Origin of the sequence: Pseudodonghicola flavimaris (assembly GCF_030164425.1) — a bacterium.
GTDB lineage: Bacteria > Pseudomonadota > Alphaproteobacteria > Rhodobacterales > Rhodobacteraceae > Pseudodonghicola > Pseudodonghicola flavimaris.
The window spans coordinates 39341-62856 of sequence record NZ_JASNJD010000020.1 but is presented as its reverse complement, the minus strand read 5'-3'; the positions used below and the strand labels follow the sequence as shown (position 1 = coordinate 62856).

Here is a 23516-nt window from a genome sequence, read left to right as displayed (position 1 = left end):
GCCCGGAGCGGCGGCGGCTCAGATCAGCTTGACGATCTGCTTGCCGTGGTTGCCGCCCTTCAGCATAGCCATGAAGGTGGCCGGCGCGTTTTCCAGTCCTTCGGCGACATCCTCGACATAGGCGATCTCGCCGGAGGCCACCTTCGGCGCGATCTCTTTCAGGAAGCTGCCATAGCGGTCGTAGTGGTTGGAGATGATGAAGCCCTGCACCGACAGGAATTTCACCAGGATATTGCGCCACAGCGCCGGGGCGGTCAGCCCCTCGGCGGCAGCCCCGGCGCCGAGCGCGCCGGCATCGTACCAGGCGATCATGCCGCAGATCGGGATGCGGCCGAAGTTGTTCATCAGCGGGATCACTGCCTCCAGCACCTTGCCGCCGACATTCTCGAAATAGATGTCGATACCGTCCGGGCAGGCCTCGGACAGGGCGGCGCGCAGGTCGCGGGCGCTGTCATAGGCGCGGTGGTCGAGGCAGACATCGAACCCGAAAGTCTCGGTCGCCATCTTGCATTTGTCGGCGCCGCCGGCGATGCCAACGGTGCGCAGCCCGGCCAGCCGCGCCACCTGACCCACCATCGAGCCCACCGGCCCGGTTGCGGCGGCGACCACCAGGGTTTCACCGGCCTTGGGCTGGCCATAGGCGGTCAGCCCGTGCCAGCCGGTGAAGCCCGGCATCCCCAGAACCCCCAGCGCCGTGGTGATCGGCGCCTGGGCCGGGTCGATCTTGCGCAGCATCTTGGCCGGCAGGCAGCCATGGGTCGCCCAGCCGAACATGCCGAAGGCGAAATCGCCGGGCTGGAAGGCGGCGCTTTTCGAGGCGATGACCTCACCGACGCCGCCAGCCTCCATGGTGCCGCCGATCGGCACCGGCGCGGCATAGGATTTGGCGTCGTCCATCCGCCCGCGCATGTACGGATCGAGCGACATGTAGTGCACCCGCACCAGCACCTCGCCCTCGGCGGGTTCGGGCATCGGGACGGCTTCATAGCGGAAGTTCTCTGCGGCCGGGGCCCCCTGGGGGCGGCTGGCCAGGGCCACGCGGTACATCTGTTCGGTCATTTCGGCGTCTCCTCTTCGCGCGATGTCGACGGCACGGTGGCGCCGGACGTCCCTGTTGGCAAGCCGGCCGGGTTCTGACGTAACGGCAGAGATGCCATGCGATCGCCTTGTTTTGCGGTGTTTTGCGGTTGGCAAGCCTGTCTCCCGCGCGTATACGCGCGATCTGATCCTCAGGATCCGCCGAACGACCCCCAGACTGTGCCCGCGCCGCACCCGGCGCACCCCGACCGAGACAGGAGCCGGAACCATGATTGGCAGCGCCAACCTCAACATCATGATCAAAGCCGCACGCAAGGCGGGGCGGTCGCTGGTCAAGGACTTCCGCGAGGTGGAGAACCTCCAGGTCTCGATGAAGGGCGCCGGCGACTTCGTGTCGAAGGCCGATCTGGCCGCCGAAGCGATCCTGAAGGACGAACTGATGGGCGCGCGCCCGACCTACGGCTGGCTGGCCGAAGAGGGCGGCGAAACCCCGGGCGAGGATCCGACCCGGCGCTGGATCGTCGATCCGCTGGACGGCACCACCAACTTCCTGCACGGCCTGCCGCATTGGGCGATCTCCATCGCGCTGGAGCACAAGGGCAAGATCGTCGCCGGTGTGGTCTATGACGCTGCCAAGGACGAGATGTTCTTTGCCGAAAAGGGCGCGGGTGCCTGGATGAACGAAAGCCGCCTGCGGGTGTCGGGCCGCAACCGGATGATCGAGGCGATCTTCGCCACCGGCCTGCCGTTCGGCGGCCGCAGCGATCTGCCGGCGACGCTGCAGGATCTAGCGCGCCTGTTGCCGGTCTGTGCCGGGGTGCGCCGCTGGGGCGCGGCTGCGCTCGATCTGGCCTATGTCGCCGCCGGTCGCTACGACGGGTTCTGGGAACGCCGTCTGAACCCTTGGGATCTGGCCGCCGGTACCCTGCTGGTGAGCGAGGCGGGCGGTCTTGTCCAGCCGATCGATCCGGAGGGACGCATCCTCGACGACGGCGAGGTGATTTGTGCCAACGAGCCGATCTTCAACGCCTTCTCCAAGGTCATTCGCGGCTGAGCCTGCGGACGCGCCGGGAACTGCCCGGCAGGACGACGGCTCAGTTCGGGCCGTCGAGCCGGTAGTTGATCCCGTCTGTCCAGGGGATATCGGCGAAGTCGCGCGGCGTGATGCCGTCGAGACAGCCGATGTTGACCCCGCATTCCGCCGGATCCGACCGCCGTTGGTGGTGGGTATAGATGCCGCAGGTCTTGCAGAAATAATGCCGCGCCGTATGGGTGCCCCAGGTATAGACGCCGAGGGCTTCCTCGCCCTGTAGCACCTTGAGCCTTGCGGTCAGCGCGGTGACCGCGCCGGGTCCGCGCCGGCGGCAGAGCGAACAGTCGCAGCGCCGCGCCGAGGCCAGCCCTTCGGGCAGATAGGCCTCGATCACGACGGCGCCGCAATGGCAGCGGGCCAGCCGGGTTTCGGGGGTGGTGCTGAATTCGGTCATCGGCGTCTCGGAACCTTTGGGATGTGGCTGGTGCCATAGCGGTAGCGGGCGGCGGGATTGGCGGGCTGGCCCCGCTGTGCGGCCCAGAAACCAGGGCCGCCGCGGCGCAGCCACAGCGGCAGCGTCAGGATCAGCCCCACCGCGAAACCGCCGGTATGCGCCCAATAGGCGACCCCGCCCTGGGTCGGGTCGGCCTCCAGCCCGCCGATGAACTGCATGGCAAGCCAGAGCCCCAGCATCAGCCAGGCCGGGACGGTGAAGATGCGGAAGAAGATGATCAGGATCAGCAGGATATCGACCCGCGCCCTGGGGTAGAGCAGCAGGTAGCCGCCCATCACCCCGGCGATGGCGCCGGAGGCGCCGACCGTCGGCACCTGGGATCCGGGGGCGGCCGCCACGTGGATCAGCCCGGCGCCGGTGCCGCAGGCGAGGTAGAACAGCAAGAACCCCACATGACCCATCTGATCTTCCAGATTGTCGCCGAAGATCCACAGAAACAGCATGTTGCCGGCCAGATGCATCAGCCCGCCATGCAGAAAGGTAGAGGTGATCAGCGTCGCATAGCCTTCGCCATAGCTCAGCCGGACCGGGAACAGCGCATAGGGCAGGAACACCGTCTGCATGATCTGCCGTTCCGGCAGCGTCCAGTAGCTGAAGAAGATCGCCGCGTTCAGCGCGATCAGCGCGTAAACGACATAGGGCGTGCTCCGGGAAGGGTTGTGATCGCGGATCGGAAACATGGGGCCGAGGCTGCGGGCAAAGCCTGCCAAGGTCAAGCGCCTGCCGCCGCGCCGGGCGGATGTCGCCGCCTGCCGGCGAAGGGCCGCCGGCGGACGCGCGGGACCGCCCTGGTGGAAACAGCCCCCGTTTTCGGGCTGCGGGGACAGGGCGGAATGTGCACAGTCCGGGAGGGAACAAAGGGAAAGGTCCGCCTCTGTGCCGGAAACGCTTGCCGCGCTTAAACAGCGCTACCCCGGGGCTGAAACGTTCAGATTTGGTGACAGTGCCGCCTTGTGCAATGCGCTGCTCGCCCTCGTCCGTGCCGGAAGGAAAGTCGCCACCTGCGGCGCCCTGCGGGACTATCAGGCGGGGGAGCCCATGCCGGTCGTCGGGCGGCGCGATATCGCGCTGACCTGGAACGGTGCCCCGGCGCTGGTCATCGAGACGGTGGAGATCATCCAGTGCCGGTTCGATGAGGTGAGCGAGGCGATGGCCCTGGCGGAGGGTGAGGACGACAGCCTGGCCGGCTGGCAGGAAGGGCACAGCGGGTATTTCGCCCGGAACGGCGGGTTTTCCCAGGACATGCAGGTGGTCTGGGAACGCTTCGTTGTCGTCGAGGTTCTGGACTGACCGCGGCGCTGCTGTTCCCGGGGCGCGGTCCCGGTGAGACGGCCGCCGCGTGACCTTCGCGGCCCGAGGGCCGGATACCTCCTCGCGGCGGATCGGTGGCGATAGGCGGAGGGTCTCCGCCGCTCTGTCCGAACCGGGCCGGGTGCTGTCAGCTCATGCCGCCGAGCAGGGCGGCATTGCCGCCGGCGGCGGTGGTGTCGACGCAGATATGGCGTTCGCCGCGCACCCGGGCCACATCGGGGCGCCCGGCGATCAGAGGCACGATCGGACCTTGCCGCCGGGCCAGCGCCAGCTCGATCCGCCGGGCCGTCGCGTCATCCCCCCACCAGAGCACGCCGCCGATTTCCGCCGCCGTCTCCAGCCGTGCGGGATCGATGTCGCCGCTGGCGCGGATCGCCCGGCCGCCCAGATCCTCGACCGCGCGGGCTTGCGCCTCCGCCGCGGTCGCACCGGGCCCGAGGCAGAGGAGCGGCGGCCGCGCCACCAGCATCAGCCGGTTCGATTCCCCGGTCGGGCCGGGCAGGGTGATGGAGCTGGCGGGGCCCGCGGCGCCGGCTGGCGTCGGCAAATCGGCCATTGCCCCGGCCCAGGTTTCGTCCGCCCGCTCACGGGGCAGGGCGCAGAACCGCGGCAGATAATTCGGCCCGCCCGCCTTGGGACCGGTGCCGCTCATCCCCTCGCCGCCAAACGGCTGGCTGCCGACGATGGCGCCGATCTGGTTGCGGTTGACATAGATATTGCCGGCCTGCAGCCGCTCGGTCACATGCTGGACACGGTCGTCGATCCGGGTCTGCAGTCCGAAGGTCAGCCCGTAGCCGGTGGCGTTGATCTCGTCGATCACCCGGTCCAGATCGCCGGCGCGGAAGCGGGCGACATGCAGAACCGGGCCGAAGATTTCTTTTTCCAGATCGCCGATGCCATCGACCGAGATCAGAGTCGGAGATACGAAGGTGCCGCCCTGCGGCACGCGCAGTTCCTCCAGCACCCGCCCCCTGGCGCGGGCGCGGTCGATATGGGTTGCGATATCGGCCAGCGCCTCGGCGTCGATCACCGGTCCCACATCGGTGGAAAGCTGCCAGGGGTCGCCCAGTCGCAGCACCGCCATGGCGCCTTTCAGCATGCTCAGCAGATCGTCGGCGATCTCTTCCTGCACATAGAGGCAGCGCAGCGCGGAACAGCGCTGACCGGCGGATTGAAAGGCGCTCTCGACAATCGCCTGCACCGCCTGTTCCGGCAGGGCGGTGGAATCGACGATCATCGCGTTCAGCCCGCCGGTCTCGGCGATCAGCGGCGCCCCGGGGGCGAGCGCATTGGCCATGGTGGCGCGGATCTTCAGCGCGGTGTCGGTGGAGCCGGTGAAGGCAACGCCGCCCACCCGCGGATCGGAAGTGAGCGCGGCACCGATATCGCCGAAGCCCGGCAGCAGCTGCAGCGCGCTGCGCGGAACGCCGGCCTCGTGCAGAAGTTCCACCGCGCGATGGGCGATCAACGGCGTCTGCTCGGCGGGCTTCGCCAGAACCGCGTTACCGGTGGCGAGCGCCGCGGCGATCTGGCCGGTGAAAATCGCCAGCGGGAAGTTCCACGGGCTGATGCAGGTGAAGCTCCCCACCGGCGCCGCATCGGGCATATGGGTGGCGTAGTAGCGCAGGAAATCCACCGCCTCGCGCAGCTCTGCCACCGCGTCGGGCAGGCCTTTGCCGGCCTCGCGGGCGAGAAGCGCGAAGATCTCGCCGAAATGCGCCTCGTAAAGATCGGAGGCGCGGGTGAGTACCGCCGCCCGGTCCGCCGCCGGCGCGTCCCAGGGCCGGGCGCGGCTCAGCGCGGTTTCCACATCTGCCGGGCTGGCGCAGGCGACGGTGCCGGGCTGATCGTCGGGCCGGCCCGGGTTGGCGACTGGCTGTGGCGGCATCGGCGCGGCCGGGCCGGCCAGCAGTGGCGCGGCGGTCCAGCGATGATCGGCGAAAGGCGCGCGGGCAGCCTCGATCGTCTCCAGCGTCGGCCGGTGATGCAGATCGAAGCCGCGGGAATTGCGCCGTTCCGGCTGGAACAGCGCGGTGCCGTTGGGCAGCGATGGGGTGGGGGCCGCGATCGCTTCGAACGGGTCGGCGGCGACGGTTTCCGGCGGCACGCTGTCATCGACGATCTGATTGACGAAGGATGAGTTGGCGCCGTTTTCCAACAGCCGCCGCACCAGATAGGCCAGCAGATCCCGATGCGCCCCCACCGGCGCATAGATGCGGCAGCGGTGGCCGTGGCGCGCCTTGACCAGATCGTGCAGGGTCTCGCCCATGCCGTGCAGTCGCTGGAATTCGAACGGCCGGTCGCCCGCCATGTGCAGGATCGCGCTGACGGTATGGGCGTTGTGGCCGGCGAACTGGGGATAGATCCGGTCCGTCATCCCCAGCAGCTTGCGGGCATTGGCGATATAGGAGACATCGGTGGCCGCCTTCTGGGTGAAGACCGGAAAGCCGGCCATCCCCATCACCTGGGCGCGCTTCACCTCGGTGTCCCAATAGGCACCCTTGACCAGCCGCACCATGATCCTGCGGTCGTGCCGCTCTGCCATCCGGTAGAGCGTGTCGATCGTCACCCCGGTGCGCGGCCCGTAGGCCTGGACCACCACACCGAAACCGTCCCAGCCGGCCAGCGCCGGTTCTGCCAGCACCTGGTCGATCACCTCCAGCGACAGCGTCAGCCGGTCGGCCTCTTCCGCGTCGACGTTCAGCCCCATGTTGGCCGCCTTGGCCAGCAGCGCCAGCGCCCGCAGGCGCGGCACCAGGGTGTCCATCACATTGGCGCGCTGCGCCACCTCGTACCGCGGATGCAGCGCCGAGAGCTTGACCGAAATGCCCGGGTTGTCGCGGATGTCGTTATGGCTGCAGGCCTCCGCGATCGCGGTGATGGCGCGAGAATAGGACAGGTGATAGCGGGCGGCGTCGGCCTCGGTCCGGGCCGCCTCTCCCAGCATGTCGTAGGAATAGGTGAAGCCCCTGGCCTGCATGACCTCGGCCCGTTTCATCGCCGCGACGATGGTCTCGCCCAGCACGAACTGCCGGCCCATTTCCTTCATCGCCCGGCCGACGGCGGTGCGGATCACCGGTTCTCCCAGCCGCTTGATCGCGCCTTTCAGCGCCCGGACCGGGCTGGGGCGGCGGTCGTCCAGCACCCGGCCGGTCAGCATCAGCGCCCAGGTGGAGGCATTGACCAGCGGGGAGCTGGAATGGCCCATGTGCCGCGCCCAGTCGCTGGGGGCGATCTTGTCCTCGATCAGCGCGTCGATGGTCTCGGCATCCGGCACCCTGAGCAGCGCCTCGGCGAGGCACATCAGCGCGATCCCCTCATCGGTGGAGAGCCCGTATTCGGCCAGAAACACCTCCATCAGCCCCGGCGCAGCGCTGGAGCGGATCTCGCGGACCAGCTGCGCGGCATCGGCGCAGATCTCGGCGCGGTCGCTGTCGGAGAGATCGGCCTGAGCGATCAGCTGCGGCAGCAGCTGCTGCGGGTCGGCATAGGTCTGGGCGTCGATCTGGTGGATCGTTGCGGGATCGAGGGTGGTCATGGCGGGCTCCGATGCATTTCCGCCTTCATACATCCGGATTATCGGGACATTTGCCCGATGATTTGATATCTGCAGCCATATGATCTGAAAATTTGGAAATTTTCAATGCAAATGAACTTTCCTGATCTGGACCGGTTCGATCAGGCGATTCTGGACGTTCTGACCGAGGAGGGGCGGCTGTCCATCGCCGATCTCGCTCGCCGGATCGGCCTGTCGAAATCGCCAACCCAGGCGCGGCTGCGGCGGCTGGAGGCGGAGGGGATCATCACCGGCTATCGCGCGCTGGTCGATCCGATCCGGCTCGGCCTCGATCACATCGCCTTTGTCGAGGTGCGGCTGACCGACACCCGCGAAGCGGCCCTGGCCGCCTTCAACGCCGCGGTCGCCCGGATCGGCGAGATCGAGCAGGTGCATCTGATCGCTGGCAATTTCGATTATCTGATGAAGGTGCGCACCCGGTCGATGTCGGATTACCGGCGGGTGCTGGCAGAGAAGATCTCCACCCTGCCGCATGTTGCCGGCACCTCGACCTATGTGGCCATGCAGGCGGTCAAGGAAGACGGGCCACTGCGCACCGCCGGGGGCGCGGACTGAGGGCGGCGGGCGGGCCCGACCCTGCCTGCGCTTTGGGCCGTCGTGGTTTTGTCGCAGGCGAGAAATATCTTTGCCGCAGACGCGGGGCGGTCCGTCTGATAGTCAGAAGGACAGCCGAAACATCGAAGAGAGGAGTGGACCGGATATGGCCGTAACGTTGCAGGATCTGATGGATGCCGCCAATGCGGCGGTGCCGCGTATCGATGGCACCAAGGCGCAGGAGCTGGTCGCCGGGGGCGCACTGCTGCTGGATGTGCGCGATGCGCCCGAGCTGCAGAAATCGGGTCATGCGCTGGGGGCGCATCACATCCCGCGCGGCATGCTGGATTTCCGTGCCAGCCAAGGCAGCCAGTTCCACGATCCGGAACTGAGAACCGACCGTCCCATCGTGGTGCATTGCGCCTCTGGCGGGCGCGCGGCGCTGGCCGGCAAGCTGCTGAAGGACATGGGCTATGCCGAGGTCTACAACATGGGCGGGCTGGAAGGCTGGAAAGACGCCGGCGGCCCGATGGTGGAGCCGGTCGATCCCGGCATGTGACCGGTCTGGCGCGCCGCCTGCGGCGCGCGCGTCGCCCCTCTTTGGGGGCGACACTCAGGCGTTCAGAAAGGCGCGCACTGTCGCCTCGAACTCCCGCGGCTTGTCCGCGTGCAGCCAATGGCCGGCGCCGGCCAGCTTGGCAAAACGTGCGTTCGGAAACAGCGCCCGGATCTTGGGTCGGTACTCCGGCTTGACGTAATCCGACTCGGCCCCGGAGAGAAACAGCGCCGGGCCGTCCCAATGCCCGGTGACCTCTGGGAAGGAGAGGATCTTCGGCATCTCGGCTTCGAGCACATCGAGGTTCAGCCGCCAGCGCCTGTCCTTGAGGTCGAGCGACTGGGTGAAGAAGCTCTGCAGCGCCTTCTCCACCCCCTGGGCGGCCAGCTGCGCTTCTGCGTCCGAGCGGCGTTCCACCGTGCTGAAATCCACCGCTCGCATCGCGGTGATATGATGGGCCTGGCTGTGGCCATAGGCCACCGGGGCGATGTCGCCGATGATGAGCTTGCGGACCAGATCGCCATGCCCCAGCGCCAGCATCATCGCCGACTTGCCGCCCATCGAATGGCCCAGCACATCGGCCCGGCCGCCGTGGGCGGCGATCACCTCGGCCAGATCGGCGGCCAGATCGGCATAGCCGTGCTGCGGCGACCACGGGCTCTGACCGTGGTTGCGCATGTCGACGGCGATCACCTGGCGTTCGTCCGACAGGCGTTTGGCGATGACGCCCCAGTTGCGGCCCGATCCGAACAGCCCGTGGGCGATCAGGAGCGGCGGCTCCGCGGTGGGGGTGCCGTGAAGAATAGTGTTCAGCATGGCCTTGGTGATAGCGCTGCGCGATCGGCCGCGCCAGCCCCATCGCGCGCCGCCCCTGTGCGGAGGCCGCTTTCGCGCGGGGCATTGAGCCTGCCGTCGGGCATCGCTACTCTCCCCGGGTTCGCCGCTGCCCGAGGCCCGTTGCCGTGACCGATTCCGCTTCGCTCGAAACCCGTATCGCCGAGATCACCCGGCTTCTGCATCAGAAGCTGGGGGTGAAGGGCGGCACCCTGACGGCGGCGCTGAAACCGGCGCGCCGGCATCTGCCCCGGCACATCCGCCACCAGGCCGACCGGCTGGCCGCGGCCGAGCGCTTCGCCGATCATCCGAAGCTGCGGCTGACGCTGGCGACCGGCGACCTGGGGCAGGCGGCCGATGAGGTCGGCCGCCATCTGAAGGCCATCGATCTGGCCGACCGGCGTCTGGGCTGGTGGCTGGGCATGCTGGGGGGGCTGGCGGTCAATATCCTGCTGTGGTTCGCCCTTCTGATCGTCGTCCTGCGCTGGCGCGGCTTTCTCTGACCGCGCCTTTGGCACGGGCCTTCGGCGAGGATATTTTCAGCCAGAAAAGGACCGGGGCGGTCTCTCCGGGGTAGGGCGCCGGCAACGCGAAACGGCCGCCCCCGGGAGGACGGCCGTCTGAAACCTGACCGCGATGCGGATCAGAGCGCGGGGTAGAGCGGGAAGCGGGCGCAGAGCGCGGCCACTTCGGCTTTGACCTTTTCCTCGACCTCGGCATTGCCTTCGGCGCCATTGGCGGCAAGCCCGTCGACAACCTCGATGATCCAGTCGGCGATTTGGCGGAACTCGGCCTCCTTGAAGCCGCGGGTGGTGCCGGCGGGGGAGCCGAGCCGCACACCCGAGGTGACGGTGGGTTTTTCCGGATCGAAGGGCACGCCGTTCTTGTTGCAGGTGATATGGGCGCGTTCCAGCGCCTTCTCGGTCTCATTGCCCTTCACGCCTTTGGGGCGCAGGTCGACCAGCAGCACATGGGTATCGGTACCGCCGGTGACGAGGTCGAGACCGCCCTTCATCAGCTGATCGCCGAGCGCCTGGGCGTTCTTGACCACCTGCGCGGCGTAATCCTTGAACTCGGGGCGCAGTGCCTCGCCGAAGGCCACCGCCTTGGCGGCGATCACATGCATCAGCGGGCCGCCCTGGATGCCGGGGAAGATGGCCGAGTTGATCTTCTTGGCGATCGCCTCGTCATTGGTCAGGATCATGCCGCCACGGGGACCGCGCAGGGTCTTGTGGGTGGTGGTGGTGACCACATGGGCATGCGGGAAGGGCGAGGGGTGCTGACCCCCGGCGACCAGACCGGCGAAATGCGCCATGTCGACCATCAGGTAGGCGCCGATCTCGTCGGCGATCTCGCGCATCTTGGCGAAATCCACCTGGCGCGGGATGGCCGAGCCGCCGGCGACGATCAGCTTCGGTTTGTTTTCCTGGGCCAGTTCGCGGATCTGGTCGTAGTCGATCCGCTGGTCCTGCTGGCGCACGCCGTATTGCACCGCGTGGAACCATTTGCCCGACTGGTTCGGCTTGGCGCCGTGGGTCAGGTGGCCGCCGGCGTCGAGGCTCATCCCCAGGATGGTGTCGCCGGGCTGGATCAGCGCCTGGAACACGCCCTGGTTGGCCTGACTGCCGGAGTTCGGCTGCACGTTGGCAAAGTCACAACCGAAGAGCTGTTTGGCCCGGTCGATCGCCAGCTGTTCGGCGATATCGACGAACTGGCAGCCGCCGTAATAGCGCTTGCCGGGGTAGCCTTCGGCATATTTGTTGGTCATGATCGAGCCCTGTGCTTCAAGCACGGCGGCGCTGACGATGTTCTCGCTGGCGATCAGCTCGATCTCGTCGCGCTGGCGGCCCAGCTCAAGGCCGATGGCCTTGGCGATCTCGGGATCGCGGTCGGCGAGGGTTTGGGTGAAAAAGCCGGTCTCACTGGGCGCGCTCATGGTAACTCCCATCATCTGCGGTGGATGGCGGCGTTCCTACTGGAAAGGCGGGGCTACGAAAAGCCCGGAATGCGACGTTTCGGCGGGATGCGGCGGCAAGGCTGGTCAAGACGGGAAAGGTATGTTTGTTTCGGAACCGATTGCGCAACACCGGAAACCCCTGCCATGACTCTGAAAATCGCGTTCCTGGCCAGTCAGGCGCCGGTGGCGCAGGCGGCGCGTACCGAGCTGATCGGACGCTATGGCGATGTCACCCCAGAGGCGGCCGATGTGATCGTGGCGCTGGGGGGCGACGGGTTCATGCTGCGCACGCTGCATGCGACGGCGGGGCTGTCGGCGCCGGTCTACGGGATGAATCGCGGCACCATCGGCTTTTTGATGAATGAATACAGCGAGGACGATCTGAAAACCCGGCTGGCCGCCGCCGAGGAGGAGATCATCAATCCGCTGGCGATGGTGGCGGTGGACCGGGAAGGCCGGCGGCACGAGGCGCTGGCGATCAACGAGGTCTCGCTGCTCCGGGCCGGGCCGCAGGCGGCGAAGCTGAAGATCAGCGTCGACGGTCGGCTCAGGCTGGCCGAACTGGTCTGCGACGGCGCGCTGCTGTCGACCCCGGCGGGCTCGACGGCCTACAATTATTCGGCGCATGGGCCGATCCTGCCGATCGGGTCGGATGTGCTGGCGCTGACCGCGATCGCCGCGTTCCGGCCGCGCCGCTGGCGCGGGGCGCTGCTGCCGAAGACCGCCAAGGTGCGTTTCGACGTGCTGGAACCGGAAAAACGCCCGGTGATGGCGGATGCTGATTCCATCTCGATCATGGACATCGACTGGGTGGAAATCCGCTCGGAGCCGAAGGTGCGCCATCGGATCCTGTTCGATCCGGGCCACGGGCTGGAAGAGCGTCTGATCTCGGAGCAGTTCACCTGAGACGATGGTGCCTTCCCGGCGCCGACAAAGACAGATCGTGCCAAGTCTGTCTATGATCTCCTTCACAGAAACGACGCGGTGAGGATGGTAGAATATCACCATCTGCTAAGCGGATACCGGTTTCGCGTGAGTGGGACCGGAGTTCAATTGAGGTGAAGGTCAATTTCAAAAGCTCCGGGCGCGGGGGAGTGAGTGAGCCCCGCGCCCGAATTTTTGCGGCTCAGCCCATCCGGGACCAGAGCGCCTCGCTCAGCGTATCGAGACGGGATTCGATGGCGATGCTGGCGTCGACTGCCAGATCCTCGCGCCAGCGGCGGGCGACGATCTGCACGTTCACCGGGGTCGGGCCCGCCGGCAGATCCGCCAGCAGGGCCGGGACGTTGGCCGCGGGCAGCCCGATGTAGTTCATCGAATAGGACCAGAGCGATCCTCCCATCACTTCGCGCATGCCCTCGGCCCCTTCGGTATCGCGGTCGGGGCGGAAGAAGGGCTGCGGCAGGAAGGGCGTGAGGACCAGCGGATAGGTTGCGAGGAACTCGGACCAGACCCGGGCGTAATAGCTGCGCTTGGCCATCATCTGCAGCAGCTCGGTGCCCTCGTAGGGCGGGAACTGGGCGTAATATTCGTCGAAGACGGCCTGGATGGTGGCAGAGCCCTTGGCGCGGATATCGGCTTCCATCAGCGCCTTGGCCTCGCCCATCAGGGTGCGATAGCCCTCGATGCCGATCTCGCGCAGCATCGGCGGCTCCACCTCCTCGACCTGATAGCCGGCATCGACCAGCGCGTCGCGCGCCAGATCGAGGGCGCGGGACACCTCCGGGTGCAGGTCGAACTCATAGGTCTCCTTGGTGAAGCCGACCTTGATCGGCCCGTCGAGCGGCGCCCCTTTCCAGTCCAGCGGCACGTGATAGGGATCGCGCGGGTCGGTCCGGATCATCGACGGCATCGACAGATGCAGATCCGCGGCGCTGCGCGCGATCAGCCCCTGCACCGACATCGCCTGGGACAGCATGCCCCGCTCGGCGGTCTGGCTGGGGTTATAGGCCGGCACCCGGCCCATGCCCGGCTTGATCGTCACGACGCCGTTGGCGGCGGCGGGAAATCGCAGCGAGCCGCCGATATCGTTGCCATGGGCGAGGGCGCCGATGCCGGCCGCCACCGCCGAGCCCGCCCCGCCGGAGGACCCGCCCGGCGACAGGTGATCGCCCCAGGGGTTGCGGGTGCGGCCGTGCAGCGGGTTGTCGGTGTCGGCGCGAAACGAGAATTCCGGCGTATTGGTGCGCCCGATCACCACTGCCCCGGCGTTGAGCAGATTGTCGACCAGCGGCGCATTCGCCGGCGCGATCATGTCCTTGAGAGCGACCACCCCGTTCGAGGTGGCCTCTCCGGCCTGATCGACGTTGATCTTGATGGTCACCGGCACGCCGTGCAGCGGGCCGCAGGGGGCGCCGTCGGCGCGGGCCTTGTCCAGCGCGGCGGCACGTGCGCGCGCGGACTCGGCCAGGCTGACCACGACGGCATTCAGCGCCGGGTTCACCGTCTCCATCCGGGCGATGGCGGCGTCGACGGCGGCCGTGGCGGTGATATCGCCGGCAGTGGTCCGGGCGGCGGTTTCGGTGGCGCTCAGGCGCCAGAGATCTTTGTTTGACATATGTAACTCTCCTGCACGGGGCAGCCTAAGCCCGGGCGGGGAGAGTGCAAGCGGAGCTTTGCGGATTCGCGGCTCCGCCCACCGGGGCGCCTAAAGGCAGGGCGCCCCGGGCCAGGCGTATCAGTCCTTGGCGTAGCCGATGGTCTGCAGCGCGACCTTGATTTCGTCGAGCACGGCGGGATCGTCGATGGTTGCCGGCATCTTGTAGGGTTTGCTGTCGGCGATGGAGACCATGGTGCCGCGCAGGATCTTGCCCGAACGGGTCTTGGGCAGGCGGTCGACCACCACGGCCAGCTTGAAGGCGGCCACCGGGCCGATCTGGTCGCGCACCAGCGTGACGCATTCCTTGACGATCTCGGCGTGATCGCGGTTCACCCCGGCCGACAGGATAAGGAAGCCCAGCGGCGTCTGTCCCTTCAGCGCGTCCGAGGCGCCGATCACCGCGCATTCGGCGACGTCGGGATGCGAGGCGAGAACCTCTTCCATCGCGCCGGTCGACAGGCGGTGGCCGGCGACGTTGATGACGTCATCGGTGCGCGCCATGATGTAGAGATAGCCATCCTCGTCGATCATGCCGGCATCGCCGGTCTCGTAATAGCCGGGGAAGGTATCGAGATAGCTCTTGCGGAAGCGCTCCTCGGCATTCCACAGCGTCGGCAGCGTGCCCGGCGGCAGCGGCAGCTTGATGGCGATGGCGCCGAGCTCTCCCGCGGGAACCGGGTGGCCGGCGTCGTCCAGCACCTGCACGTCATAACCCGGCATCGGCACCGAGGGCGAGCCGAGCTTGATCGGCAGTTCCTCGATCCCCAGCGGGTTGGCGGCGATCGCCCAGCCGGTCTCGGTCTGCCACCAGTGGTCGATCACCGGCACCCCGAAATGCTTCTGCGCCCATTGGATGGTATCGGGGTCGGCGCGCTCGCCGGCGAGGAAGATCGCCTGCAGCTCGTGCTTGGCATAGCGTTTGATCCACTCGCCGTTCGGATCCTCGCGCTTGATGGCGCGCAGGGCGGTCGGCGCAGTGAAGAAGCTCTTGACCCGGTTGTTCTGGATCACCCGCCAGAAGACGCCGGGGTGGGGGGTGCCCACCGGCTTGCCTTCGAAGACGATGGTCATCGCGCCGGCCAGCAGCGGGCCGTAGCAGATATAGCTGTGCCCGACGACCCAGCCGACGTCCGAAGCGGCCCAGAACCGGTCGCCGGCCTCGATGTTGTAGATGTTCTTCATCGTCCATTGCAGGGCGACGATATGGCCGGCGGTGTGGCGCACCACGCCCTTGGGCTGGCCAGTGGTGCCGGAGGTATAGAGGATATAGGCCGGGTGATTGCCCTCGACCGGCACGCATTCGGCCGGTTTCACCCCGTACTGGAAGCCGTGCCAGTTGAAATCGCGGCCCTCGATCAGCTTGGCGACTTCCTGTTCGCGCTGGAAAATGACGCAGAATTCCGGCTTGTGCTCGGCCAGCTCGATGGCCTCGTCCAGCAGCGGTTTGTAATGAACCACCCGGTTGGGCTCCAGCCCGCAGGAGGCGGCGATGATCGCCTTGGGCGTGCAGTCGTCGATGCGGACCGCCAGCTCATGGGCGGCAAAGCCGCCGAAGACCACTGAGTGAACCGCGCCCAGACGGGCACAGGCCAGCATCGCCTCCAGCGCCTCGGGGATCATCGGCATGTAGATGATGACCCGGTCGCCCTTTTCCACGCCGCGCATGCGCAGTGCCCCGGCCAGGGAGGCGACGCGCTTTTGCAGCTCGGCATAGGTGATGCCCTTGGTGGCGTGGGTGATCGGGCTCTCGTGCTGGATCGCGATCTCGCTGCCGCGGCCGGCTTCGACATGGCGGTCGACGGCGTTCCAGCAGGCGTTCACCTTGGCGTCGGCGAACCATTCGTAGATCGGGGCCTTGTCGTCGAACAGGGCCTTCGAGGGGGGCTCGATCCAGTCGATGGCCTGGGCCGCTTCCATCCAGAAGGCCTCAGGGTCGCGCTTCCAGCCTTCGTACACGTCCTTGTATGCCATGGTACTCCCTCCTCTAGCGTCTGTGCTCGTGTTACGAGCCGCGTTCCCTTCGGGCAAGCCGGGTGCAGGACTTCGCGTCAGATTATCGCAATAAAGTTGCCGGGGGGAGGCGTGGGGGACAGGAAAATTTTGCAAACATGGCAAAGCGATCGGGGGCGAAGCAAAGCGGCCCGCGACTTTGCAAACTTCTCAACCCCGGACGATTGCAAAACGCCCGGGGTCTGATTCGCGATGCCCGGCGACGTCAGCCGTAGTGGGCCACCGGCGTGCCGGCGATGGCGCTCATGTTCAGCAGCCCGCGGGTGGTGATCGAGGGGGTCACGATATGGGCGCGGTTGCCCATCCCCATCAGGACCGGTCCGACTTCGAGCCCGCCGCCCTTCATTTTCAGGATGTTACGCACCCCGGAGGCGGCATCGGTATTGGCGAAGACCAGCACGTTGGCGGCGCCCTTGAGCCGGGTTTCGGGGAAGATGCGTTCGCGCAGATCGGCATCCAGCGCGGCGTCGATATGCATCTCGCCTTCGTAGTTGAAGTTGCGCGGTTCGGAATCGAGGATCTCCAGCGCGGCCCGCATCCGTTGCCCGGTGCCGCAATCGAGGTTGCCGAATTGCGAATGCGAGCAAAGCGCCACATTCGGCTCCAGCCCGAAGCGGCGGACATGGCGCGCGGCACCGATCACCGTTTCGGTGATCTGTTCGGGCGTCGGGTCGTGATGCACATGGGTGTCGGCGATGAACAGCGGCCCGTCTTCCAGAATCATCAGCGACAGGGCGCCGACCGGATGCAGCGCCCCGCTGCCCAGCACCTGCTGGATATAGTTCAGGTGCCACAGGTACTGACCGAAGGTGCCGCAGATCAGGCTGTCGGCCTCGCCGCGCTGGACCATCACCGCGCCGATGGCGGTGGTATTGGTGCGCATGATGGCGCGGGCCAGATCGGGGGTGACGCCCCGCCGCGACATCAGCGAATGATAGGTGCCCCAGTAATCGCGATAGCGCGGGTCGTCCTGCGGGTTGACGATCTCGAAGTCGCGGCCCGGGCGGATGGTCAGCCCGTAGCGTTCGCAGCGCCGCTCGATCACGTCGGGCCGGCCGATCAGGATCGGTGTCTCGGTGGTCTCCTCCAGCACCGCCTGCGAGGCGCGCAGCACCCGTTCGTCCTCGCCCTCGGCAAAGACGATGCGGCGGCTGGCGGTGCGGGCAGCTTCGAACACCGGGCGCATCATCATCGCCGATTTGAACACCGAGCCGTTCAGTTTCTGCTTGTAGGCGGCCAGATCCTCCAGCGGCCGGCTGGCCACGCCGCTTTCCATCGCCGCCTTGGCGACGGCGGTGGCGACGGTGCCGATCAGCCGGGGATCGAAGGGTTTCGGGATCAGGTAATCGGCGCCGAAGGTCAGCTGTTCCCCGCGATAGGCGGCCGCCGCCTCGGCGCTGGTGGTGGCGCGCGCCAGCTGCGCGATGCCGTCGATACAGGCCAGCTGCATCGCATCGTTGATCTCGGTCGCGCCGACATCCAGCGCGCCGCGGAAGATGAAGGGGAAACACAGGACGTTGTTGACCTGGTTGGGATAGTCCGAGCGGCCGGTGGCGATGATCGCGTCGGGGGCGACCTTGCGTGCCTCCTCGGGCAGGATTTCGGGCGTCGGGTTGGCGAGGGCGAAGATCACTGGGCGGCTGTTCATCTTCGCCACCATTTTCGGCGTCAGAACGTTGGGGCCGGACAGGCCGAGGAACATGTCGGCGCCTTCGATCACCTGATCCAGATCGCGCAGGTCGGAGGGCTGGGCATAGGCCGCTTTCTGCGGGTTCATGTCCACCTCGCGCCCCTCGTAGACCAGCCCGTGAATGTCGCAGAGCCAGACGTTCTCACGCCGGACGCCGAGCTTGAGCAGCATGTTGAGGCAGGCGATCCCGGCGGCGCCGCCACCGGTGGAGACGATCTTGATATCCTCGAAGGCCTTGCCGGCGACATGCAGCGCGTTCTTGGCGGCGGCGCCGACCACGATGGCGGTGCCGTGCTGATCGTCGTGGAACACCGGGATGTTCATCCGCTCGCGGCAGATCTTCTCGACGATGAAACAGTCGGGCGCCTTGATGTCCTCAAGGTTGATGGCGCCGAAGGTCGGCTCCAGCGCGCAGACGATCTCGGCCAGCTTCTCCGGATCGGGTTCGTTCAGCTCGATATCGAAACAGTCGATGCTGGCGAATTTCTTGAAGAGCACGGCCTTGCCCTCCATCACCGGCTTGGAGGCCAGCGCCCCGATGTTGCCGAGCCCCAGCACCGCGGTGCCGTTCGTCACCACCGCCACCAGATTGCCGCGCGCGGTGTAGCGGGCGGAATTGGCCGGATCGGCCTTGATCTCAAGACAGGCCTCCGCCACCCCGGGTGAATAGGCGCGGCTCAGGTCGCGGCCGTTGGCCATCGGCTTGGTCGCGCGAATCTCGAGTTTCCCGGGCTTGGGATATTCATGATAGAACAGCGCGGCCTGCCGCAGGTTCTGATGCTCGCTCATCTGGGGTGCTCCGTTGGGAGAGTATAGTTTAATATTAAACCTCTTTCGATCCGGGCGAAACCGCGGATTTGCATCGCACGTGTTTCCATGCGGCCTCCGGGGGCGCGGGGCAGGGCCGGCCGGGCGCCTGCGGCGTATCCGGCCTTGCATCCCGGCGGCGGGGTCGCAAGATGGGCAAAAACACCGGAGAGTGAGATGTCCCTGAGAGCCGCAGCCACCACCGTTTTCGAAAACGCCTATGCGCCCTATTCCAAGTTCAAGGTCGGGGCGGCGATCCGCGCGGCCTCGGGCACGGTCTACACCGGCTGCAATGTCGAAAATGTGTCCTACCCCGAGGGCACCTGCGCCGAGGCCGGGGCCATCGCCGCCATGGTCGCCGCCGGAGAGACGGTGCTGCATGAGGTCTATGTCATCGCCGACTCACCGATGCCGGTGTCGCCCTGCGGCGGCTGCCGGCAGAAGCTGGCGGAATTCGGCGCCGGTCATGTGCCGGTGATCATGGGCACCATTGCCGGCGAGGAGCAGGTGATGACACTCGCGGAGCTGCTGCCGGGCGCCTTCAACACCGACCATATGAAAAAGAGCTGATCCGATGGAGTCGCGTCTGGATGCGCGCAGGGTGCTGTCCCGGCTGCGCCGGGGCGAGGCCCCGACGGAGGAAGAGCTGCGCTGGTTCGCCGCGGGTCTGGCCGATGGCCGGGTCAGCGATGCCCAGGCCGGCGCTTTTGCCATGGGGGTCTGTCGGGGCGATCTGGGGGCGGCGGGGCGGACCGCGCTGACCCTGGCGATGCGTGACAGCGGCGCGGTGATGGGCTGGGCGCTGGACGGCCCGGTGGTCGACAAGCATTCCACCGGCGGCGTCGGCGATTGCGTGTCACTGGTGCTGGCGCCGGCGCTGGCCGCCTGCGGCGCCTTCGTGCCGATGATCTCGGGCCGTGGGCTGGGTCATACCGGCGGCACCCTCGACAAGCTGGAGGCGATCCCCGGCGTCTCCACCCAGTTCCCGGCCGATATGCTGGCGCAGATCGTCACCCGCGCCGGCTGCGTCATCGCCGGCGCCTCGGCCGATATCGCGCCGGCGGACCGCCGGCTCTATGCGGTGCGCGATGTCACCGGGACGGTGGAAAGCCTCGATCTGATCACCGCCTCGATCCTGTCGAAGAAGCTGGCGGAGGCGCCGCAGGCGCTGGTGCTGGACGTGAAACTGGGCAGCGGCGCCTTCATGAAGACGCCGGAGGCGGCGGCAGCGCTGGCCCGCGCCCTGACCGAAACCGCCAATGCCGCCGGTTGCCGTGCCTCGGCGCTGATCACCGATATGGCGCAGCCGCTGGCGCCGGCGCTGGGGAACGCGCTGGAGGTCGATGCCGCGATGCAGGTGCTGGCGGGGCAGACCACCGGGTCGTTGCACGCGCTTTCGGTGGCGTTGGGGGGGCAGCTGCTTTGCGATGCCGGTCTGGCCGACACCATCACGGCGGGGGAGGCGGCGATTGCCGCCGCGATCGCCGATGGCCGCGCGGCGGAGCGGTTCGGGGCGATGATCGCGGCGCAGGGCGGGCCGCTCAGCTTCGTTGACACCTGGGGCCGCTTCCTGCCGGAGGCGACGGTGATTCACGAAATTCCGGCGCGGGCTTCCGGCTATGTCACCGCCATCGATGGCGAGGCGCTGGGTCTGGCGGTGGTGGCGCTGGGGGGCGGGCGGCAGGTGGAGACCGATACTATCGATCCCGCCGTCGGCCTCTCCGATGTGATCCGGCTGGGCGCCCGGGTGGAGGCTTCCACGCCGCTGGCGCTGGTTCATGCCGCCCGCGAGGACGCGGCGCGGCGGGCGGCGGCGATGGTGCGCGCGGCGATCACCATCGGCCCCGATCCGGTCCTGGTTCCGGAGTTGATCCACGACAGGATCGCACCATGACCCGGGCGTTTCTGGTGGTGATGGATTCCGTCGGCATCGGCGGCGCACCGGACGCCGGCCGGTTCTTCAACGGCGAAACGCCCGACACCGGGGCCAATACGCTGGCCCATATCGCCCGCGCCTGTGCCGAGGGGCGGGCGGATCAGGGGCGTTGCGGCCCGTTGCGGCTGCCGCATCTCGATGCGCTGGGTCTGGGGGCGGCGATCCGGCTGGCCTCTGGGGCTGTGGCGCCGGGCCTCGGGGCGGTGCCGCAGGGGCTCTGGGGAGCGGCGAGCGAGGTGTCTCCGGGCAAGGATACGCCGTCGGGGCATTGGGAGCTGGCCGGCCTGCCGGTGCCCTGGGACTGGCACTATTTCCCCGATACCCGGCCGGCCTTCCCGCCGGAGCTGAGCGCGGCGGTGGCACGGGCGGCGGGAACCGACGGCATCCTGGGCGATTGCCATGCCTCGGGGACCGAGATCCTCGACCGGCTGGGGGGCGAGCACATACGCACCGGCTGGCCGATCTGCTACACCTCCGCCGACAGCGTGTTTCAGATCGCCGCGCATGAGGAGCGTTTCGGGCTCGACCGGCTGCTGACGCTCTGCGCCGAGGTGGCGCCGCTCCTGCACGCGATGAAGGTGGGCCGGGTGATCGCGCGCCCCTTTGTCGGCACCGCGGAGACCGGTTTCACCCGCACGCCGCATCGTCGCGATTTCGCCATCGCTCCGCCGGCGCCGGTGCTGACCGACTGGGTGCAGGCCGCCGGTGGTCATGTGCATGCGGTGGGCAAGATCGGCGATATCTTCTCGATGCAGGGCATCGACGATGTGGTGAAGGGGACGGATGCGGCGCTGATGGATCATCTTGGCGGGCTGATCGACAGCGCCGGGGAGGGCAGCCTGACCTTCGCCAATTTCGTCGAATTCGACAGTCTTTACGGGCACCGCCGGGATATCGCCGGCTATGCCCGGGCGCTGGAATGGTTCGATGCGGCGATCGGGCCGCTGATCGCCCGGCTCAGGCCCGGGGATCTGATGATCCTGACCGCCGATCACGGCAACGACCCGAGCTGGAGCGGCACCGATCACACCCGCGAACGGGTGCCGGTGCTGGGGGCCGGGCGGGGGGCGAAGCCGGTCGGGCTTCGTGGCTTCACCGATGTGGCCGCCAGCATCGCCGATCACCTGAACCTGGCGGAGCGGGGGCCGGGGCGGAGCTTTTTGTGATGTTCCGCGTGTTTTTCCCCAGTGCCGGCGGCTTGGGCTTGCGGCAGAGGGGAGGCCCGGCCTAAAGGAAAGACCACAGTTTTATCGCCATCCTTCCGGGAGAGACCGCCATGCAAGAGCATCTGACCGTCGTCGATCATCCGCTGGTTCAGCACAAGCTGACCCTGATGCGGGACAAGGGCGCCTCCTCGGCCGAGTTCCGCCGGCTGCTGCATGAGATCACGCTGCTGCTGGCCTATGAGATCACCCGCGAGATGCCGATGACCACCCGCGCCATCGAAACGCCGCTGGAAGAGATGGACGCGCCGATCCTGGCCGGCAAGAAACTGGCGCTGGTGTCGATCCTGCGCGCCGGCAACGGCATGCTGGACGGCGTGCTGGAACTGGTGCCCTCGGCCCGGGTCGGTTTCGTCGGGCTCTATCGCGACGAAGAGACGCTGAAGCCGGTGCAATATTACTTCAAGGTGCCGGAAGGCATGAACGACCGGATGGTGATCGTGGTCGATCCGATGCTGGCCACCGGCAACAGCTCTGCCGCCGCCATCGACCTGCTGAAACAGGCAGGCGCCACCGATATCCGGTTCCTCTGCCTGCTGGCTGCCCCCGAGGGTGTCGCCCGAATGAAGGAAGCTCACCCCGATGTGCCGATCGTGACCGCCTCGGTCGATCGCGGGCTGAACAGCAAGGGCTATATCATGCCCGGGCTGGGCGACGCGGGCGACCGGATGTTCGGCACCAAGTAAACGGTTGGCCCGGGGGCTGGGGCATGGGCTGCCCCGGCCAAGTCCGCGCTTTACTCAGCCGGGGAATTGCGGCATCCTGAGGGCCACATCTTGTGGGGCCTGGGATGAAATTTACAAGAGTTATTGCTGTTACATTGGTCGCCGCTGCCATCGGCGCCACGTCCGCCGGGGCGCAATCGCTGCGCTCTCCGGCCGCTGCCACGCCGGCGGAATTCCCGCCCGCCTCGTTTCAGGGCAAGCAATATGTCGACAGTCGCGGCTGTATATTCATCCGTGCGGGGATCGACGGCAATGTGACCTGGGTGCCGCGGGTGTCGCGGGATCGCAAGCAGGTCTGCGGCTATCAGCCGACATTGGCCGGCAGCACCGCCGCCGCCGCGCCCGCGCAGACCAGGGCGCCGGCCCCGGTGGAGATCACCTTGGCGCCGTCGCAGCAGCCTGCCGCCCCGGCGCCCAAGCCGCTGCCGCAGGCGGTGACGACCCGGCCGGCCCCGACCCTGGCGCCGACCGCCCCGGCACCGCGCATGGTGCGGCGCCCGGCCCCGGCACCGGTGGTGGTGATGCAGCCGAAACGGACCGAGATCGCCCCGCGCCGCGATATGCCGGCGCAGCAGGGCGGCCCCTGCGCCAATGCGTCGACCTTCAGCCAGCAATATATCAACCGCGGCCCCGGTGTACGCTGCGGGCCGCAGGCGGAACCGCCGGTGACCTACGGCCAGGGCTGGGGGCCGCAATCCTCGATCTACGATCCCAACGCCCGCGCCGTGCCGCGCCATGTCTATGAGCGGCGGCGCAACACCACCAATGTGTCGATCCCGGCCGGTTATCGCCCGGTTTGGAAGGATGACCGGCTGAACCCGCATCGGGCCGAGCGCCGGCTGACTGCCGCGATCCCGCGCCAGGTGCAGGGGCCGCCTACGGGCTACGTCCCGGTGGTGCGCGACGACGACCGGCTGAACCCCTATCGCGCTGGGAGAACCCCGGCGGGCGATGCGCAGACCGATCAGATCTGGACCCGGACGGTGCCGCGGGTGCTGGTGCAGGTGCCGATCGACCGCCCCGTTGTGGTCGTGCCCGCCGAAGTGGCGAAATCCCCGGCAGAGCGGGGGCCGAAGCCGATCCTGCGGTTGTCGACCCGGTCGGAACCGGTACGGCGGACCCAGGACGTCTCCAGCCGCTGAACTGCCCTGAGGCGCCATGCCCCAGGGCAG

The 23516-nt window shown here is 67.6% G+C and carries 20 protein-coding genes; 11 read left to right on the top strand and 9 right to left on the bottom strand.

Features of this window, described 5'->3' with window-relative positions; all coding sequences use genetic code 11:
* Nucleotides 1-18 precede the first annotated feature (18 nt).
* Nucleotides 19-1059 carry an NADP-dependent oxidoreductase gene (locus QO033_RS20115; protein ID WP_284482763.1) on the bottom strand — a complete coding sequence of 347 codons (1041 nt, stop codon included), beginning with the start codon at nt 1057-1059 and terminating at the stop codon, nt 19-21.
* Between the two features lie 247 nt (nt 1060-1306).
* Between QO033_RS20115 and QO033_RS20110 the strand changes: the two genes are divergently transcribed.
* Nucleotides 1307-2092, top strand: coding sequence for an inositol monophosphatase family protein (locus QO033_RS20110; protein WP_284482762.1), 786 nt, complete (start codon nt 1307-1309; stop codon nt 2090-2092).
* 40 nt (nt 2093-2132) lie between these two features.
* Here QO033_RS20110 and QO033_RS20105 read toward each other — a convergent pair whose 3' ends face one another.
* On the bottom strand, nt 2133-2525 hold the full coding sequence (locus QO033_RS20105; protein WP_284482761.1) for a GFA family protein: 393 nt from the start codon (nt 2523-2525) through the stop codon (nt 2133-2135).
* A complete protein-coding gene (locus QO033_RS20100; protein WP_284482792.1) occupies nt 2522-3265 on the bottom strand; it encodes a rhomboid family intramembrane serine protease in 744 nt (247 codons plus the stop codon). Before QO033_RS20100 ends, QO033_RS20105 begins: the two co-directional genes overlap by 4 nt.
* Between QO033_RS20100 and QO033_RS20095 the strand changes: the two genes are divergently transcribed.
* Nucleotides 3264-3875, top strand: a complete 612-nt coding sequence (locus QO033_RS20095) for an ASCH domain-containing protein (RefSeq protein WP_321170055.1) — start codon at nt 3264-3266, stop codon at nt 3873-3875. The genes QO033_RS20100 and QO033_RS20095 overlap by 2 nt on opposite strands.
* A gap of 148 nt (nt 3876-4023) precedes the next feature.
* Here QO033_RS20095 and putA read toward each other — a convergent pair whose 3' ends face one another.
* Nucleotides 4024-7434: a bifunctional proline dehydrogenase/L-glutamate gamma-semialdehyde dehydrogenase PutA gene (gene putA / locus QO033_RS20090; RefSeq protein WP_284482759.1), complete on the bottom strand. Its 3411-nt coding sequence runs from the start codon at nt 7432-7434 to the stop codon at nt 4024-4026.
* Between the two features lie 105 nt (nt 7435-7539).
* Here putA and QO033_RS20085 point away from each other — a divergent pair, with 105 nt between their 5' ends.
* Both QO033_RS20085 and QO033_RS20080 read left to right on the top strand, forming a co-directional pair.
* A complete protein-coding gene (locus QO033_RS20085; protein WP_284482758.1) occupies nt 7540-8028 on the top strand; it encodes an Lrp/AsnC family transcriptional regulator in 489 nt (162 codons plus the stop codon).
* 145 nt (nt 8029-8173) lie between these two features.
* Nucleotides 8174-8566, top strand: coding sequence for a rhodanese-like domain-containing protein (locus tag QO033_RS20080; RefSeq protein WP_284482757.1), 393 nt, complete (start codon nt 8174-8176; stop codon nt 8564-8566).
* A gap of 54 nt (nt 8567-8620) precedes the next feature.
* On the opposite strand, the gene QO033_RS20075 is transcribed toward QO033_RS20080, so the two are convergent.
* Nucleotides 8621-9379, bottom strand: coding sequence for an alpha/beta fold hydrolase (locus QO033_RS20075; protein WP_284482756.1), 759 nt, complete (start codon nt 9377-9379; stop codon nt 8621-8623).
* Nucleotides 9380-9525: 146 nt separating this feature from the next.
* On the opposite strand from QO033_RS20075, the gene QO033_RS20070 reads away from it, so the two are divergent.
* Entirely contained in the window at nt 9526-9900 is a 375-nt protein-coding gene (locus QO033_RS20070) for a hypothetical protein (protein ID WP_284482755.1), read from the top strand.
* Nucleotides 9901-10040: 140 nt separating this feature from the next.
* Here QO033_RS20070 and glyA read toward each other — a convergent pair whose 3' ends face one another.
* Nucleotides 10041-11333: a serine hydroxymethyltransferase gene (gene glyA / locus QO033_RS20065; protein WP_284482754.1), complete on the bottom strand. Its 1293-nt coding sequence runs from the start codon at nt 11331-11333 to the stop codon at nt 10041-10043.
* Between the two features lie 165 nt (nt 11334-11498).
* Between glyA and QO033_RS20060 the strand changes: the two genes are divergently transcribed.
* Nucleotides 11499-12260, top strand: coding sequence for an NAD kinase (locus QO033_RS20060; RefSeq protein WP_284482753.1), 762 nt, complete (start codon nt 11499-11501; stop codon nt 12258-12260).
* A 220-nt stretch (nt 12261-12480) separates the two neighbouring features.
* On the opposite strand, the gene QO033_RS20055 is transcribed toward QO033_RS20060, so the two are convergent.
* The 3 genes from QO033_RS20055 to QO033_RS20045 form a co-directional block, all read right to left on the bottom strand.
* Nucleotides 12481-13911, bottom strand: a complete 1431-nt coding sequence (locus QO033_RS20055; RefSeq protein ID WP_284482752.1) for an amidase — start codon at nt 13909-13911, stop codon at nt 12481-12483.
* Between the two features lie 120 nt (nt 13912-14031).
* Nucleotides 14032-15924, bottom strand: a complete 1893-nt coding sequence (gene prpE, locus QO033_RS20050) for a propionate-CoA ligase PrpE (protein WP_284482751.1) — start codon at nt 15922-15924, stop codon at nt 14032-14034.
* Nucleotides 15925-16168: 244 nt separating this feature from the next.
* Complete coding sequence (locus QO033_RS20045; RefSeq protein ID WP_284482750.1) at nt 16169-18442, bottom strand: NADP-dependent malic enzyme; 2274 nt, start codon at nt 18440-18442, stop codon at nt 16169-16171.
* Nucleotides 18443-18637: 195 nt separating this feature from the next.
* Between QO033_RS20045 and QO033_RS20040 the strand changes: the two genes are divergently transcribed.
* From QO033_RS20040 to QO033_RS20020, 5 genes are all read left to right on the top strand, one after another.
* Nucleotides 18638-19030: a cytidine deaminase gene (locus QO033_RS20040; protein ID WP_284482749.1), complete on the top strand. Its 393-nt coding sequence runs from the start codon at nt 18638-18640 to the stop codon at nt 19028-19030.
* A gap of 16 nt (nt 19031-19046) precedes the next feature.
* Nucleotides 19047-20354, top strand: coding sequence for a thymidine phosphorylase (locus tag QO033_RS20035; RefSeq protein ID WP_284482791.1), 1308 nt, complete (start codon nt 19047-19049; stop codon nt 20352-20354).
* Nucleotides 20351-21562: a phosphopentomutase gene (locus QO033_RS20030; RefSeq protein ID WP_284482748.1), complete on the top strand. Its 1212-nt coding sequence runs from the start codon at nt 20351-20353 to the stop codon at nt 21560-21562. Before QO033_RS20035 ends, QO033_RS20030 begins: the two co-directional genes overlap by 4 nt.
* A gap of 110 nt (nt 21563-21672) precedes the next feature.
* Nucleotides 21673-22305 carry a uracil phosphoribosyltransferase gene (gene upp / locus QO033_RS20025; protein WP_284482747.1) on the top strand — a complete coding sequence of 211 codons (633 nt, stop codon included), beginning with the start codon at nt 21673-21675 and terminating at the stop codon, nt 22303-22305.
* 104 nt (nt 22306-22409) lie between these two features.
* Nucleotides 22410-23486, top strand: coding sequence for an SPOR domain-containing protein (locus QO033_RS20020; protein WP_284482746.1), 1077 nt, complete (start codon nt 22410-22412; stop codon nt 23484-23486).
* The last annotated feature ends 30 nt before the right edge of the window (nt 23487-23516 follow it).

Excerpts from the sequence above, each read along its gene's own strand:
- QO033_RS20085 (WP_284482758.1), top strand. The coding sequence starts at position 7,540 with ATGCAAATGAACTTTCCTGATCTGGACCGGTTCGATCAGGCGATTCTG.
- upp (WP_284482747.1), top strand. The coding sequence starts at position 21,673 with ATGCAAGAGCATCTGACCGTCGTCGATCATCCGCTGGTTCAGCACAAG.
- putA (WP_284482759.1), bottom strand. The coding sequence starts at position 7,434 with ATGACCACCCTCGATCCCGCAACGATCCACCAGATCGACGCCCAGACC.
- QO033_RS20055 (WP_284482752.1), bottom strand. The coding sequence starts at position 13,911 with ATGTCAAACAAAGATCTCTGGCGCCTGAGCGCCACCGAAACCGCCGCC.
- QO033_RS20040 (WP_284482749.1), top strand. The coding sequence starts at position 18,638 with ATGTCCCTGAGAGCCGCAGCCACCACCGTTTTCGAAAACGCCTATGCG.
- QO033_RS20080 (WP_284482757.1), top strand. The coding sequence starts at position 8,174 with ATGGCCGTAACGTTGCAGGATCTGATGGATGCCGCCAATGCGGCGGTG.
- QO033_RS20095 (WP_321170055.1), top strand. The coding sequence starts at position 3,264 with ATGGGGCCGAGGCTGCGGGCAAAGCCTGCCAAGGTCAAGCGCCTGCCG.
- glyA (WP_284482754.1), bottom strand. The coding sequence starts at position 11,333 with ATGAGCGCGCCCAGTGAGACCGGCTTTTTCACCCAAACCCTCGCCGAC.
- prpE (WP_284482751.1), bottom strand. The coding sequence starts at position 15,924 with ATGGCATACAAGGACGTGTACGAAGGCTGGAAGCGCGACCCTGAGGCC.
- QO033_RS20045 (WP_284482750.1), bottom strand. The coding sequence starts at position 18,442 with ATGAGCGAGCATCAGAACCTGCGGCAGGCCGCGCTGTTCTATCATGAA.
- QO033_RS20060 (WP_284482753.1), top strand. The coding sequence starts at position 11,499 with ATGACTCTGAAAATCGCGTTCCTGGCCAGTCAGGCGCCGGTGGCGCAG.
- QO033_RS20075 (WP_284482756.1), bottom strand. The coding sequence starts at position 9,379 with ATGCTGAACACTATTCTTCACGGCACCCCCACCGCGGAGCCGCCGCTC.
- QO033_RS20100 (WP_284482792.1), bottom strand. The coding sequence starts at position 3,265 with ATGTTTCCGATCCGCGATCACAACCCTTCCCGGAGCACGCCCTATGTC.
- QO033_RS20105 (WP_284482761.1), bottom strand. The coding sequence starts at position 2,525 with ATGACCGAATTCAGCACCACCCCCGAAACCCGGCTGGCCCGCTGCCAT.
- QO033_RS20115 (WP_284482763.1), bottom strand. The coding sequence starts at position 1,059 with ATGACCGAACAGATGTACCGCGTGGCCCTGGCCAGCCGCCCCCAGGGG.
- QO033_RS20110 (WP_284482762.1), top strand. The coding sequence starts at position 1,307 with ATGATTGGCAGCGCCAACCTCAACATCATGATCAAAGCCGCACGCAAG.
- QO033_RS20030 (WP_284482748.1), top strand. The coding sequence starts at position 20,351 with ATGACCCGGGCGTTTCTGGTGGTGATGGATTCCGTCGGCATCGGCGGC.
- QO033_RS20020 (WP_284482746.1), top strand. The coding sequence starts at position 22,410 with ATGAAATTTACAAGAGTTATTGCTGTTACATTGGTCGCCGCTGCCATC.